At 68.6% G+C, this 14921-nt stretch carries 13 protein-coding genes and 1 tRNA gene; 3 read left to right on the plus strand and 11 right to left on the minus strand.

Going from position 1 to position 14921, the window contains the following annotated elements:
* Window positions 1-87: 87 nt before the first annotated feature.
* The 8 genes from KA383_17365 to KA383_17400 form a co-directional block, all read right to left on the minus strand.
* Window positions 88-588: a hypothetical protein gene (locus KA383_17365; protein ID MBP7747888.1), complete on the minus strand. Its 501-nt coding sequence runs from the start codon at window positions 586-588 to the stop codon at window positions 88-90.
* Window positions 589-681: 93 nt separating this feature from the next.
* Window positions 682-1095 carry a hypothetical protein gene (locus KA383_17370; protein ID MBP7747889.1) on the minus strand — a complete coding sequence of 138 codons (414 nt, stop codon included), beginning with the start codon at window positions 1093-1095 and terminating at the stop codon, window positions 682-684.
* 313 nt (window positions 1096-1408) lie between these two features.
* Window positions 1409-1483: transfer RNA gene (locus KA383_17375), tRNA-Pro, on the minus strand.
* 28 nt (window positions 1484-1511) lie between these two features.
* The gene (locus tag KA383_17380) at window positions 1512-2309 is read right to left on the minus strand and encodes a signal peptidase II (GenBank protein ID MBP7747890.1); all 798 of its coding nucleotides are present in this window, start codon (window positions 2307-2309) and stop codon (window positions 1512-1514) included.
* Between the two features lie 4 nt (window positions 2310-2313).
* Window positions 2314-2718, minus strand: coding sequence for a TraR/DksA C4-type zinc finger protein (locus KA383_17385; GenBank protein ID MBP7747891.1), 405 nt, complete (start codon window positions 2716-2718; stop codon window positions 2314-2316).
* A gap of 428 nt (window positions 2719-3146) precedes the next feature.
* The gene (gene trpD / locus KA383_17390; protein MBP7747892.1) at window positions 3147-4181 is read right to left on the minus strand and encodes an anthranilate phosphoribosyltransferase; all 1035 of its coding nucleotides are present in this window, start codon (window positions 4179-4181) and stop codon (window positions 3147-3149) included.
* 47 nt (window positions 4182-4228) lie between these two features.
* Window positions 4229-5257 (minus strand): hypothetical protein, encoded by a 1029-nt coding sequence (locus KA383_17395; protein MBP7747893.1) that lies wholly within the window; start codon window positions 5255-5257, stop codon window positions 4229-4231.
* 161 nt (window positions 5258-5418) lie between these two features.
* Window positions 5419-6240 carry a hypothetical protein gene (locus KA383_17400; GenBank protein ID MBP7747894.1) on the minus strand — a complete coding sequence of 274 codons (822 nt, stop codon included), beginning with the start codon at window positions 6238-6240 and terminating at the stop codon, window positions 5419-5421.
* Between the two features lie 114 nt (window positions 6241-6354).
* On the opposite strand from KA383_17400, the gene KA383_17405 reads away from it, so the two are divergent.
* Window positions 6355-7428, plus strand: a complete 1074-nt coding sequence (locus tag KA383_17405) for a sugar ABC transporter substrate-binding protein (protein ID MBP7747895.1) — start codon at window positions 6355-6357, stop codon at window positions 7426-7428.
* Window positions 7429-7493: 65 nt separating this feature from the next.
* Here the strand turns inward: KA383_17405 and KA383_17410 are convergent, their stop codons facing one another.
* Both KA383_17410 and KA383_17415 read right to left on the minus strand, forming a co-directional pair.
* Window positions 7494-8822 carry a saccharopine dehydrogenase NADP-binding domain-containing protein gene (locus tag KA383_17410; protein MBP7747896.1) on the minus strand — a complete coding sequence of 443 codons (1329 nt, stop codon included), beginning with the start codon at window positions 8820-8822 and terminating at the stop codon, window positions 7494-7496.
* A gap of 70 nt (window positions 8823-8892) precedes the next feature.
* On the minus strand, window positions 8893-10182 hold the full coding sequence (locus tag KA383_17415; GenBank protein MBP7747897.1) for a hypothetical protein: 1290 nt from the start codon (window positions 10180-10182) through the stop codon (window positions 8893-8895).
* Between the two features lie 281 nt (window positions 10183-10463).
* Between KA383_17415 and KA383_17420 the strand changes: the two genes are divergently transcribed.
* A complete protein-coding gene (locus KA383_17420; GenBank protein ID MBP7747898.1) occupies window positions 10464-11999 on the plus strand; it encodes a trypsin-like peptidase domain-containing protein in 1536 nt (511 codons plus the stop codon).
* A 113-nt stretch (window positions 12000-12112) separates the two neighbouring features.
* Window positions 12113-13300: an MFS transporter gene (locus KA383_17425; GenBank protein ID MBP7747899.1), complete on the plus strand. Its 1188-nt coding sequence runs from the start codon at window positions 12113-12115 to the stop codon at window positions 13298-13300.
* Window positions 13301-13302: 2 nt separating this feature from the next.
* On the opposite strand, the gene KA383_17430 is transcribed toward KA383_17425, so the two are convergent.
* Window positions 13303-14919 (minus strand): glycosyltransferase family 39 protein, encoded by a 1617-nt coding sequence (locus KA383_17430; GenBank protein MBP7747900.1) that lies wholly within the window; start codon window positions 14917-14919, stop codon window positions 13303-13305.
* Window positions 14920-14921: the final 2 nt, after the last annotated feature.

The following is a 14921-nucleotide window of genomic DNA, read 5'->3' on the forward strand; positions in this document are numbered from 1 at the left end:
GGTTCACGCTGCGCTGAGATCGTCGCCCACCTTCGAACGTACTCCACCCCTAAAAACCGAGCCCCGTCCGTCGCGACACATGACGCGCTACACCCCGTAAGCAATTGCCGTGCCGAACAGAATTGGGTCGGCATCCCCCAGCGCCGCAGCGGCTACAGGAATCGTCATCGCGTCGGGATCGCGGTCAGCTTGTTCGAGCACTCCCTTGATGGAGTAGCCGAGCGTGGCAACGATGTCGTCCGTGTACCAATGGCGCCGCGGATCGTCACGCAGCGCCTCCACTGGGCGACGCAGCTCTGGTTCTTTGAACTTGAGAAGCCCCTCCGCGGCATGCGTCACAATGCCCGGCTCTTCCGCCTCGAGCAACTTCAGCAAGGGACCGCGAAAACTCGGGTGCGGCCAAACGTCGGCCAGTTTCAGATCCTCAACATAGCGCGTCGTGGCTTGATCATAAGCCAGTCGGGACCACGCCGGCCGGCCCAGAGATTCAGCGACCTCCTCCGCCAGCGCATCCAGTTCCGCCTGCCAAAGCGCGGGCTGCGATGCGGGCGTGCTTTGCAGCACGATGAAGAGCACTGTCGTCAACATGCGAACGGCCTTCCCGTCCAGTTTGCGCGCCACCACCAAGCGCCGCGAAAGCCCCGATACATCACCTCGCTATGCCGACTCCGCGCCTGCGCGTTAGTCGCGTTTCTGCGCAGTCGCGCCGCACTCGGGGCACACGCCGCTGACGTTGCCGGTCAGATCGTAACCGCAGTCGCAATGGCCGCGCACGATACGGCGACGTCCGCAGTATAGCAGGACAAACCCCACCACCGCGGTGCCGGCGAGCAGCGGCCATAACGGCTTGTCCGCCACACTTGGCAACAGCAGCCAGCGGCCCGCGACGTTTCCGCTCGCGTAAGCAACCTCGAATCGCTCCAAACTTGGTTCAAGGGAATACTTGCCGCCGGCGAGAAACAGCGTCCAGCGCTTGCCGACCACCAGCTCCCCTGGCGAAACGAAGCTCGAGACAAAGGCCGTGAGCACGACGGTGCACGTCGCGAACGCGATCCACGCGCCGATTCGCAGGAAGCGTTTCTCGGATCCGCACATATCGCTCAACCGACAGAAGACGCCGCACCACGTTCCGGCCACCGTCCGCTGACGTCGCCAGTGGGATCGCAGCTGCAACGCAGTCAGAGGCCCAGCGCTTCGCGTTCGACTCGCCGCCTATCGATGTGTACCTCGAGAACGTAGTCGCCGAACGGAGCCCCGGAAGCAACGAACAGGACCCGAAAGTAGAAAGGAGCAAGTAGGCGGCGGGAGAGCCCACCTCGCGGCATTGCCAGTAGCTGGTCCGCGAACCGTCCCCCGCGGCTCTCCTTTCTCCTCTCTACGCTCTCCGCCATAGCGACTGAGCCGCGACTCGGGGCGACAGGACTCGAACCTGCGACCTTCTGCACCCCATGCAGACGCGCTAGCCAGACTGCGCCACGCCCCGGCGAAATCTCAATTCGGCACACGGTACCTTAGGGGCTCGCGGCGCCGGCGTCAAGCTTGGGTTCGCCTACCGCCGCGTGCGCCTTGCGGTCCAGCAGCAGCCGCACCGCGAGAATCCCCACGCCCACCACCAGCAGCGCGTCCGCGACGTTGAAAACCCACGGCCACAACTCGCGCCCACCCAGCCAGCGTGTCGGAATTTTGATGAAATCGCGCACATAGCCGATCGGCGGCAACAGGCGGTCGGAATACGCCTTCGGAATGCGCCGTGGCGTCTGCTCCGCCGCCGCGGGATATTCGTGCAGCAGGATCCACGAGCCGTCGGGGCTCTCCGTGGTCGTGTAGTAGCGCGCGACGGTGCCCTGCGCGGTCGGCAGCCCGAATTCGACGAGCACGACGAACGCGCGGTCGTACATGTTCCCCAGGGCGCCGGCCAGAATCGCACCCAGCGCGATCTGCGTCAGCCACCGCCGGCGCGGACACTGCGCGAACATCCAGATCACCAGCACGAGCGCCAGCACCGACGCGACCAGAAACAGCTCGGTCTTCCCCCTGCCGATGCCGAACAGCGCGCCGGGGTTCAGCGTCGTATGGAACTCGAGCACATTCGGGATCAGCACCCGGTGACCGCCTTGCCGCAGCGTGTGGAACGCCCACTCTTTCGACCACAGGTCGAGCACCAGCCCGAGCCCCACCACGCACCACAGACGCAGGTGCGCGGCGACGCTGCGCAGCGCGGGGACTTCGTCACCGCCGGCGTGTGCGACAGCGGCAACCGGTGGTGGGGCGGCGGTCAGCACAGGTGGGGGGACGGCGTCGGTGGACAAGGCGCTAGAACCTGCGTGCTTGGCCCTGCTCCTGGGCCAGAGTGTATTCGTAGCTGTACTTGGCCCAGGGCTTGGCCTTCAGGCGGGCCTTGCCGATTGGCTTGCCGGTGGCGAGGCAGATGCCGTATGTGTTGTTGCGGATACGCTCGAGCGCCTCGTCGATTTCCTTCAGGATGGCCCGCTCACCCTCGATCAGCCCGAGCGTGAACTCCAGCTCGTAATTGTCGCTGCCCAGGTCGGCCATGTGGATCGGCATGCTCGACAGGTCGCCGGCGGCGTCGCGACGGTCCTTGTTCAGCGCTTCGTTGTGCAGCGTGGAGACGTCGCCGAGGATCTCCGCCCGCTTCTCGAGGAGCAACTGGCGGAACTGCTCGACCTCCTCGGGCGTCAGCAACTGGTCGGTGCTGATGTCGGCGACGGCCGCGTCCTCCGCCGGAGTGACGACGTGCAGGGGCCGCGGGGCGCGTTTCGGTTCGCGATGCGGCTTGGCCGCCGGCACCGCGGGGCGTTTGGCCGCGACGGCGGGCCGCGGCTTGGCAGCCTTGGCGGGGACAGGCTTGGCCTTGGCTTTGGCGGCGGGCGCGGGCGTGCGGCGCGGCGGTTTGGCCGCGGCCGGTTTCTTCTTCTTGCCGCGCGTTGCAGCAGCCGACTTTCGGGGAGGTTTCTTGGCCACGGCAGCGTTCCCGAACCAGAACGAACAAGGCGGCTAGCGTGTCGTAACCCCTTATGGAGCAACGACATCGCCGCATGGCCGCCAGAGCCCTCTAAGTATATCGGCACGCGCGCTGACTGTCAACCAAGCTCGAGGGCACCCGGCGCGCTTTGCGGCAAGCGGTTTCAGGTGGAGTGCGCCGGCGGTGCCGGTGCGAGTCGTCGCCACGCCTCGAGCGTGCGGCGCGCCGCCCCGCTGTCGAGCGCGGCGCGCGCCCGGTCCGCCCCAGACGGCCAGTCGTCGCACAGGCCGGCGACCCACAGGGCGGCCGCCGAATTGAACACGACCATGTCGCGCGCTGGGCCGGTCTGACCGGCGAGGACACGCTCGATCATTGCCGCACTCGTTGCGGGCGAGGTCACGTGGACGCGTTCGAGCGGCGTGGGCTCGATGCCGACCACGCGCGGGTCGACATCCTCGCACTGGATGCCGTGCTCGTCCAAGCGGGCGACGCGCGACGGACCGGCGATGCTCAGGTCGCAGAGGCCCTCCCGGCCATGGACGACCATGGCACGCTCCGCGCCGAGTTCACGCAGCGCGGCACTGAGCGTATCGACCAGGTGCGGCCGATTGACGCCCAGCAACTGGCGGCGCACACCGGCTGGATTGGTCAGTGGGCCGACGAGGTTGAAGATCGTGCGAATGCCGAGCGCGCGCCGCACAGGGGCCGCGTAGCGCATCGCGGGGTGCAGCCGGACCGCGTAGAGAAACGCCACACGACATTCGGCGAGGCAGCGCTCGATGACCGGCACGTCCGCGTCCGTATCGATCCCCAGCGCGCCCAGGGCCTCCGCCGAGCCACTCGGCCGGACGTTGCTGCGGTTGCCGTGCTTGGCGACGGTCGCGCCGGCGGCGGCGGCGACAATTGCCACCGCGGTGGACACGTTGAAAACCGGGCGGCCGTCACCGCCCGTGCCGCAGGTATCGATCGCGGCGAGGCCGAGCGGCGGCCGCACCGGCGTGACGCGGGCGCGCATCGCCTCGGCGGCGCCGACGAGCTCGTCCACGGTCTCGCCCTTGGCGGCCAGCGCGGTGAGCACCGCGGCGACCACCGCGGGCTCCAGCGTGTTGTCCATCAGGGCGTCAAAGAGCGCCCGCGCGTCCGCGCGCGACAGATCCTCGCGGGCGACCAGGCGAGCGAGCAACGCCGGCGTGTGCATGCGCGGAACCTCAGGTACGTGCGGGCGTGGCCGCAGCCCTCGCCGGCTCAGGAATCACTGGCTTGTGAACTGGCGACGGCATGCGGGCTTTGTCGGCTGGCGCGCTGGTGCAGAATGGGGAGCAGCTTCGAAATCTCCTGCGCGTAGCCGCTGTTGGGGAACTCGCGGATCAGGCGTTCGCCGGCCTCGATGGCGCTGGGGAACTGCTTGTATGAGACGGCAATCGTGAAGCGGGTCTTGAGCTGTTCCAGGCGGGCCCGGAACACGCCGCGGGCGGACTCCTTGAGGGCCTCCGCCTCCTTGGGGACGAGATACTGGTCGAGCGCGAAGAGCAGGCGGTGGGCCCGGTCGATGTCCTGGTTGCGCACCGCCACGTCGTACTCCTCGAGCAGTTCGGCCTTGACCTCCTGGCGGCGGCGTTCGATCTCGCGGGGCAGCGCGACGATGGTGGGGGCCTCCGGGAAGAGCGTGGCCAGGCGGGCGCATTCGGCGCGGGCCTGGTCCCACTTGTGCTGATCGCACAGCGAATCGAAGCGCGCCAGCGCGGCGGCGATGCGCTCCTCCGTCGTGGCGCGGCGGGCCTGCTCGAGCTTCGCGCGCAGGTGGGCTGCCTCGTCGTGATAGCCGAGCTCCTCGTCCATGTCGCGGATCAGGTGTTGGGCCGATTCCCAGTCTTGGCGAATGATGGCGCCCTGGATGGTGTCGCGCAGAAACTCGTAGTCCTTCTCCCGGTAGACGACGCGCTTCGCCCAGTCCGACAGGTTGCTGTTCTCGGCGATCGTGCGGCTGTGCTCTTCCTGCCGGCGCAGCAGGTCGGACGCTTCGAGCAGGGCGTCGTAGACGCGGAAGGAGTAGTTGACGAACTTGTAGATCAGCAGGATCTGGCAGTAAAGCAGCACGCAGACCAGCAGCGTGGCCAGCCCGGTGCCCACGAACGCCAGCCCGAGCGCCGTGTCGTGCACCGCGACGAGGTAGAGGCCGTAGCCGTCGGCCGCGAGTCCGGCGAGGATGCCGACGACGAGCGCCGCCGTGGCAAAACGACGCAGCTTCTCATGTCGCGTTGGCGGACCAAGCATTGTACACCTGCCAGCGCTGGGGGAGCCGAAGCACCGATCACCGCCGCGGAAAACCGGGCCGGCGCAGCGTTGCGCCCGCGCGCGGTCAGTCAGCGTCCCGAAGCTTCTATATCGGCAGCCCCGGCCGTGTGGTCAAGGCCGCCACGACGACAGCGGACGTGTCATAGCGTTGAGCTGCCGTCGTTACCGCCACCCGAGCCATCCAGGCCTTCGATACCCTGGGAGTTGCCGTTGTTGTTGGTGTTGCCGTCGTCGGCATTCTCGGTGCCCGGCAGGACCAGCGGGCGCAACGCATCTTCGAGCATCGTGATGAACGCCGATGACTGGAAGCCGACCGAGAGAGCCGAGAAGAAAGTCCCCAGCATGGCGTTCGTCCAGCGCACCGCGAAGCTGGACTCCGTGGTGCCGGTCGTCGTGGTGGTCGTGGTCGACTGCGCAGTCTGCGCCCGCTTCGGGAGGCGCGCGATGGCGCCGCCGGCCTGCGTATTGACGCTGCTCCTGCTCGCGGCGTTGCTGGACTTCTGTTGGCTATTCTCGTAGGCCTGTCCGAGCGCGATCAGGTCTTCCAGCGTGTAATCCGTGTCCCCAGTGCCGGTGTTTGTGTTCGCGCCGGTGTTCGTCAGGTCCGCGAGGCTGTCAAGGCCGCCGAGTTGGCTGACCAGACCGAGCAGGCTGGATAGGCCGCCCGCGGTCGATGTGCCGCTCGTGCCGGTGTTACCGGCGGCGCGAATCGCGCCCTCTTCCGTGTTCGGTTGGCCAAAACGGGGCCCCGTGAGGCGGATGCCCTGCAGGCCGTTGTGCCGGCTGAGGGCGGCCTTGACCCACGTGCCGGGTGAGCGGGCCGCGACGAAGCCGCCGGAGGCGTTCTCGGCCGGTGTGTTGGCGGCGAGGTTCGTTGCGTCGGTCGTGCTGGTCGTCTGGGCGGCGACCGGGTAGACCAGGAACGCGGTCAGAACGAGCGCGACTGCAAAGCGGCGGGACATAGTTCATCCTCACTGCGCGTGATACGCCTATCCTCTCCCGGTATTCTGCCCTATTATAGCCTGATCGGCAAAGGGCAGATGCACGCTAACCCGGGGACCGAAGGACGCAGTCGCATGTCATGGACGCACGTACGACGCAGGTTCGCCGGGGGCAGCGCGTTGACGGCCCTATCGTATCTCATTGTCTTTGCGTCACTTATGGGCTGCGAGCGCTCGGACGGTCCGCCGTCGGGCGACGCGCGGGCCCTGCGCGGCGCGCTCGTTGCGGTGATCGGACCCGCCGAGGGACACCCGCAATGGCCCGGTATTCGCGGTGGCGCGGAGCGCTTCGCCGCCGGCAACCCTTCGCTCCGACTGCTGTGCACCGCCCCCCGCGAGGAGTGGGGCGAAACGCTGGCGACCGCGGTGGAGCGCGTCCTGTCCGATCGGCCGGCGATCGTTTGCCTGTGGATCACGGATCCCGAAGCCGCCGCACCGAGCGTTGCACGGATTGCGAACCAGCAGGTGGTCCTGGTCACGATGAACGCGCGCGCCACGGCTGGATACCCGGCGGCCCATGTGGACCTCGACTGGTCCAGCGCGGCGCACCTGCTCGGCAGCCAGCTCGGCGTGGTCGCCGCCGGCCGGCGCAGCTATGTCCTGGTCCACGAGGAGGGGCGCGATCCGCTCGCCACCGCCTGCTACCGGCGCTTCGCGGCAGCGGCTTCGCGGCAGTACGACCTGACGCTGCTTGAGGCGCGCCGCGGCACTGGCGACCCGCGCGCGGCGGTCGAGGAGCTTCTGGGGCGGTTCTCGCACGCGGGCCTGGTTATTACGCTGAATCCAGATGTCTGGCTGACGGCGCGGGCGGGCTGGGACGGTGAGCTGCGGGCCCGCAATCGCGAATTCCGCTTCGCGACGTTGTCGGCGGCGCCCGTGCTGTGGTCGCGGCTGGGAACGCCGGCCGCGCCGGGCGACGCGGCCGCGCTCGTTGGGCCGCTGGACGGCCAGATCGGGTACGCGGCCGTTGAGTTGGCGGCGCGCCTGTTGCTCGGCACGCAGCGCGCGACGCTGGAGCGCGTGATCTCCTGCGAACTGGTTACGCCGGAGACCCTCGCCGATTTCGCGCAGCGCTACGCGGCCGCAGCGAACGGGCTGGACGTCTCCAAGTGGCTGCCCCGGACGACGACCGCACCAGCCGCAAGATAGACGCGGCAGCGCGAAACTGCCGCGCCGCGCGGCCCTGGCCGCCATCGATCCAGTTTGACGGAGCGCTATCTCTCCGTCTTCTCGACGCAGCAGATGTCCATCGTGGCCAGCTCATCGAGGATCGGGTTGTAGATCTCCGGCGTCACGGGCACATGCACGCCGGTCGTGCGAATCTGCCCCGTGAGGATCAGCTTGCTGCCGACCGCCGCCGGCAGGCTGACAGTGCGGGCCATCGAACTGTCGCCGTCGGGCTGGCCATAGTCGATCAGCGTTGACGAGATCCGCTGCTCCTTGCCGTCCGGGAAGCGCGCCACGAAGCGGTGGATGAGCACGATCATGTCCCGCTCGCCCTTCTTGTACGGCATCTTCGCATCCAGCCGCGCGGCGAGCACATCGAGCGCCGTCGTCTGCTGGCCGGTGATCGGCAGCGGGTCGTTTGAGAACAGGCCAAGCCACTCGAAGCGATCGAGCACGTTGGACTTCACGTCGAGTTTCAGGTGCTGCGCGACCTGGGCCCGCAGGTCCTTGGTCGTTTTGCTCTTGATGAACCCCGCGATCCACTCGGCGAAAGTCATCCCGGCGGGATAGGTGACCGGCGTCTCGTCGAGCAGGCCCAGGTCCACGACCTTCTTCAGGCACGCGCACCAGCCGGGATAACGCAGCGTCCCGCGGAACATAGTCTCGATGCCCGCGAGCCCGTAGATCTCGACGTAAATCAGCGAGTCGCGGTTCGGGTAGCCTTCCAGCTCGCCGATGCCTGCCACCGGCACCGGATGATGGTGCGAGAACAGCTCCGGCCCGGGGATCTCGACCAGCTTGCCATTCTCGCGATAGCGGGCGGCGTTCTTGCCGGCCGTGCACACGCCGCGCGGGCTCCACGAGAACTTGTAGCCCCACGGGTTGTCGTTGGCTTCCGGCGCGGGCAGCCCGCCGCAGTAGGACTTGAAGGAAACGACTTGGCCGCCCCGCTTGGCGACATCGTGGATGATCCGCATCGCCGACATGTGGTCGATGCCGGGGTCCACGCCGACCTCGTTGAGCAGCATGACGCCGGCGGCGCGCGCCGCCCCGTCGAGGGCGCGCATTTTCGGGCTCACGTACGACGTCGTGACCATGTGCTTGCGGTGCGAGACGCACATCTCGGCGACGACCGGGTGCAGCGGTGCCGGCAACAGGCTGATGGCCAGGTCATGCTCGCTGACCAGCTTCTCGAGCTTGGCAGTCTCGTTGGCCAGCAACTGCAACGCCGCGCCGCGCGGATGGCCGGCGATCAGGGCTTCCGCCTTGCTGACGGTCCGCGACGCGACGGTGACGTGGAAGTCCGGCGGATTCAGCAGGTAGCGGACCAGCGGACGGGAAACCAGACCGGCACCGAGAACGAGAATCTTCTTCATGGGCTGCTCTCCTGTGACGCCGGCCCGGGGCCGGCTGCGCTCGCGGCGGCACGCCGGTGCCGCGCGGCGCTCAACGTAGCTTGGACTCCAGGTATTGGTAGGGCGGCGTCAGCCGGCCCTTGTAGACGATCGTCGCGCGCCGCAGCTCGGGCGGTAGGCCGCTGGCCGCCAGCTCGCCGGAAAAATCGGCCCGCGCGAGCGCGGGAATCAGCGGGCGGAGTGATTGCCCGAAATAGGTCGATGCATCGACGGGCAGCTCGCACGGCAGGATGTCCACGGCCAGAATCACCGGACCTTCGCCCGTGACGCCCGGGTGCGTGGCGCCCGTCTGCGGCTCGTACACGTAGACCGGATCGCCGGGCTCGGTCGCGCGGACGGTGCACTCGATCGAGCCGTCGATGTCGCACGAGATGTCGCCGATCACCCGCAGCCGTGGGCGCTGCGGGCCGCCGAACAGGCCGCGCAGGTCGGCGTTGGTCACCAGCCGCGGGTACTTCGGTTCCCAGTAGATGCAGTTGATCAGCAGGCTGAGGTGCGGCACGTGGGCACAGAATGTCGCCCGGTACTCTTCCGGATGCTGGTAGTAGTGCTGCAGCTCGAACGCCGCGCCCGTCGCGCGCGCCGCCATGTGCTCCTCGCGAAAAACCACCTTGAAGCACTCGCGGGCGCTGGGCTTGAGTCGCGGAAGTTCCTCGGGCGTGATCGCGCGCATGGGCAGCAGGTCGTAGATTTCCTGCGCGCCCTGCGACACGTTGCCGTAGCCTGCGAAACCGCACACCAGCGGCTGGATCTGCGCGGGCAGGCCGTCGCGGCGGATCTGCGCCCCCAGCGCGGCGAGCTCGTCGCGCGCATGCGCGAGGTCGCGGTAGTCATAAGCCCGGCGCACCTGGGTGAACGGGTTGGCGATGCGCTCGTGCGCGAGACGCTGCCCGAACGCCCAGAGCGAGTCGATCATGCCGGCCAGCCCCGCGAAGCGCCCGAAGAACACTAGCCGCCGACCGTGCTCGTCCACGATGCGCTCGTAGTCAATCAGCGTACAGCCCAGCTCGAGCAGGCGCTTCAGCATCGGCATGTTCGCCGGCTGGCCCTTGATGGTGTGGGAAAAGAAGACGTACGTCTTGCCCGGCTCGAAGTAGCGGGGCGGGATCTCCTTGACCCCCAGGATGATTGGGCAGGCGCGCAGGTCGTCGACGATCGTCGCGCCGGCCGCCCGGTACTCGGCCTCGGCGAACCGCCGGATGGGGGAGGATTGGACCTGCACGGCCAGCCCGTGCTCCTGTATCAACACGCGCACATCGGCGGGCACCAGCGGCACGCGGGCTTCCCATTGGCTCTTGTCTTCGCGTCGAATCCCGATCATGGATGTCTTCCCGACAGCTCGCTATCAATCACCGTGGAATACAGCGGCCGACCGGGCTGCCGATCGCCGGGCTGCGCCGGATGCGCTACGGGCCTGACCGCGCCGCGATCCTGCGCCCCTCCTCGTGAATCTGGCCTTTTATCATAAGCGGATGCGGTGGTCAACAACCCGCGCTGCGGCGGGCGGGCACACCGCGCGCCGTGCGGCTAGAATGGTGTGTGCGGACCGCGGCGCGCGGCGTGCGCCAGCGCGGCGGCCCACGCTGAGGAGCGATAAACCCCATGTTTAGATCGCATAGGCCGGTACGTCGGACGCCCTGGGCCGTGGCGGCCATCGCCGTGCTGTGCGTCGGCGTCGGCGACCGCGGACTCACCCCCGGCGCCGCCGCCGTCGAACGCGGCGAACTCCAGGCGACCAGCGACGAGTTGGCCCAGCTGCAGGCCGACTTGCCCGAAGTGCAGACCGTCTCGCGCGCGTTTCGGCTGGTCGCGAAGATCGCACGCCCCGGCGTAGTGCATATCCGCGTGCGTGGCGGCGAGCGCGAGGGCGATGACGCGGACGGCAGCCAGCGGCTGCGCGAGCGATTGAAGGACATGATCCCGCCCGATCAGCTCGAGCACTGGTTGCGGCGCATCCCCGATGGCTCGGCCAGCGGAATCGTGATGGACGCGGCCGGCCACATCCTGACGAACAACCACGTCGTCGCCAACCGCGCGGAGATCACCGTGGTGCTGTCCGACGAGCGCGAGTTCGACGCCACGATCGTCGGCCGCGACCCGAAGACCGATCTCGCCGTCGTCAAGATCGACGCCCCCGACCTGCACCCGCTGACCTTCGGCGACAGCGACGCCCTCGACGTCGGTGACTGGGTCATCGCCGTCGGCTCGCCGTTTGGCCTGACGCAGACCGTGACGCACGGCATCGTCAGCGCCAAGGGCCGGACGCGCGTCGCGGGCGTCGACATCCGCTACCAGGACTTCATCCAGACCGACGCCGCGATTAACCCGGGCAACTCCGGCGGCCCGCTGCTGAACCTGCGCGGCGAGGTCGTCGGCGTGAACACGGCGATCGCGACGCACGGCGACGGCGTCAACGCGGGCATCGCCTTCACAATTCCATCCAACATGGCGGTCAAGATCGCCGCTCAGCTCAAGGCCGGCGGCGAGGTCCGCCGCGGCTACCTCGGCATCCTGCCGACCGGCCTGACGCGCGACGACGTCGAGATCTTCGGCCTGCGCGACACGAACGGCGTGCTGGTGGACAAGGTGATCGAGGACTCGCCGGCGGCGCGCAGCGGTCTGCAGCTCGAGGACGTGATCATGTCGGTGAACGGTACGCCGGTCACCGGCCTGGAGCAGTTTCGCACGCTCGTGGCCGACTTGGGCCCGGATGAAAGCGCCCGGCTGCGCATCGTGCGTGATCGACGGGAGCAGGACCTGACGGTGCGGCTGGGTCTGCAGCCGGAAGATGTGACGGCGCCGGTTTCCGCGCTGCGCGACGAGGGCCGGCCGCTGGCGCGCCTGGGGCTCGGCGTGCGGACGGCCCGCACGGGCGGCGTGCTCGACTTCTGGATGGGCCGCTACGACGAGGTACCGCGCGGCGTCATGATCATGCGACTGGACGAGCAGTCGACGGAGGCCGCACCGGATGTGCAGCCGTTTGAAGTGGTTGTCGGCTGCAACGGCAGGCCGGTGTCGTCGGTCCATGAGCTGAATGAGCTGCTGAAGGGCGTCGCGGCGGGCGAGAAAGTCCGCCTGGAGATACTCGAGCCCACCGGCGATCGACGCATCGTCCCTGCGACCGTTCACGCGAAGTAGCGCCCGGCGCTGCGGCATATCCGGCACTGGGGCACCGGCGTTCTGCCGGCCAGAGTTTGCGCAGGCTCGAAACCGTCCACCGTGGTAGCCCCGATCGGTTAACATGCCGCGACATGTCGCCGGTGCTCGCTGCCGCCGTGGTAGTGCTGCTCGAGGGCCTCGTCCTCTGGGCGGTGTTTCCCATCATGAGCTACTACTGCGCCGAGTTCGGCGGCGGGCCGGTCGCGGTTGGGGTCATGTTCGCACTGCTGTCCGCGCCGCGCGTGATCTGCAATCCACTGTTCGGGTGGCTGGCCGAGCGGTTCGGGCGGCGGCCGCTGATGGCGGTCGCGAGCCTCGGCACGATGGCCGGCTCGATTCTCTGGGCCGTGTCGCCGGACCTCACCTGGCTGGCCGTGTCGCGCGCGATCGCAGGCGTGTTTGGTGCGCAGGCGGCGTTGTCCGCGACCGTCGTGGCCGACACGACGCCGCCGGAGCGGCGCGGCCGCGCGATGGGCGTGGTCGGGGCGGCCTTCGGTCTCTCCATGGTCTTCGGCCCGCTCCTCGGCAGTGAAGTGACCACGCAGTGGTCACATGCCGCCGTCGGGTGGGTCAGCGCCGCCTTGCAGGGCCTGTCGGTGCTGACGGTCGTGTTCGTCCTGAAGGAGACGCACCCGGCGCGGCTGGACCCACGCGCGCCGCGTGTTCCGGCCCCGACCAACTGGCAACTGTTGCGCCGGCCACGTGTCACGCCGTTGCTGCTCGTCACGTTCGGCAGCGCGTTGGCGCTGTCGCAGGTGACGACCACGTTCGCGATGCTGGGCGAGAGTGTCTACCACTTTGCGGAGCGCCAGGCCGGGTACGCCTTCACGGTGTTCGGATTGATCGGGACTCTGGTGCAGGGCGGCGTCGTGCGGGTCCTGCACCCGCGCTGCGGCGATCGCAGGCTGGCGCTGGTCGGCCTGGCGTGTATCGTGGGCAGCGCGCTCGTGATCCTCGCGCAGCCGCCCGAGTGGACGCTGTGGCTGTGCATGGGACTGGTCGGCGGCGGTGTGGCGCTGAGTACGCCGACCATCGCCGCGCTGTTGTCGGGCAGCGTCGGGCCGGAGCAGCAGGGCACGGTCATGGGGCTGAGCCAGGGCACGATGTCGCTGGGACGGGCGGCGGGCGCTCCACTGGCCGGCTGGTTCTTCGCGGCACTGACGCCGACGGCGCCGTACGGCCTGACCGCTCTGGTCGCCGTCCTGGCCGCGGCGCTGCTCTGGCCGATCAAGGACGGGCGGGGCCCACCGCCGCGGCCGGTACCGTCCAATGCAGCCTGACGCTACCGGTGATCGAACCGGTAGACGATCAGCGCTTCCTGCTTCAATTCCTCGCTCTTGATGCTGTGCTCCGTGCGCTGCGGCGAACCGAGCCGCGCGCTCAGCGCCTGCACATACGCCTCGAGCTGCTCGTCCGAGAAGTCCACCTTCGGGTGCACGGCCCGGTACGCGAGCAGCCACACGCGGCCGCCCGGCGGTGCGGAGACCGACTCCGGCGGCGGTGCCAACTCGATCTGCGGCGGTGCGAAACGCAGCGCGTCGAATACAAACTGCCCACCCACGCCATGCCAGTCGCCCAGGTACGGCGCGTAGGGCACCTGCCGATCGGCGTTGAAGATCACCCAGCGGTCGCCGGGCGCGGTTTGCCGCGCGACGGCGCGGACCGCCTCGCGTCCCCTGTAAACGGACAGGGATTTGTACGGCTGAATCACGTCGGCGAGCACAGCGCCGACCATGAACAGGGCCAGCGCCGCGGTGGCCGCGTACACGCCGTTGCGCAGGTGGAAGGGCCACGGCCGCGTCCAGATGCCGCCCCGCGCGCGCATCGCCCGGACCAGCTGGCGCACGACGAAGTGCAGCGCGACCCACGCGCCCAGCCCCGTCAGGAGGCCGATCGCGGGTGCCATGTACAGCGACGTCCGCGCCGAGCCGCCATACGGGTACGCGTGCCAAGCGGCGGCGACGAACGTCAGCGGCAACGGCGTCAGCAGCAGCACGACGAGCGCCGGCCGCCGCCGCCACAACCGCACGGCGCCCACCAGGAACAGCAGGAACGTGGCGACGCTGCCAGGCGCGGTCCCGCCGTGCGGATACGCGAACATGAGTCCCGTGTGAATACCGACAAACCACGCCGGCAATTTCCACGGCTCCGCCAGCGGTGGAAACGTCTTGCGCCACATCGTGATCTCGGTCAGGTGGCTCGCGAATTGTGCATGGGGCCGCCCGTAGACCCAGTACATCCACCCGTAGCTCGCACAGAAGACGAGCCCGAACGCGAGCCAGCCGGCGAGTACGCCCGCGCGGCCTTTCTCGCGCACCAGCAGCCACGTCAGCAGCACGCCGACGCTGCCGCCGATGAACGCGACGGGGTACGCGCACCACGGCGAGACCGCGGCCAGCACGACCAGCGCGACCCACCGCGCCGCCGAGCGCGGTTGTTCGAACACGCTCCACGCCAGCATCGTCATGCCCAGCGCGACGAGCAGGTCCGTTTCGTAGGGCTTCACCTCGGCCGAGTGTCGCACCACGTAGAACGAGGCCGCAAAAATGCCGATCGCGAGCAGCGCCGCGCGGCGCGGCAACACGCGACCGGCAAACCGCCAGAACAGCAGCAGGGCCACGACGCCGGCCACGTACGGCAGCAGGTGCAGCGCCTGCTCGGAAAGCCCCAGCACGCGGCTGATGGCGAGTTCGGCCCACATGAACAGCAACGGGACGATCTGCCCATACACCGACGGCTCGATCATCTCGCGGTAGTCGCGCACGACCAAGTCGACGGCGACGAACGCCTCGTCCCCCCAGATCGGCATGCCCAGCGCGTAGTGAACCGTGCGCCAGATCAGGCCGAGCACAGCTAGTGCGAGCGTGAGCTGACGCGCGGTTGGTCGTTGTCGCGGCACGC

The sequence above is a fragment of the Phycisphaerae bacterium genome, from assembly GCA_017999985.1.
In the GTDB taxonomy this organism is placed as follows: domain Bacteria; phylum Planctomycetota; class Phycisphaerae; order UBA1845; family Fen-1342; genus JAGNKU01.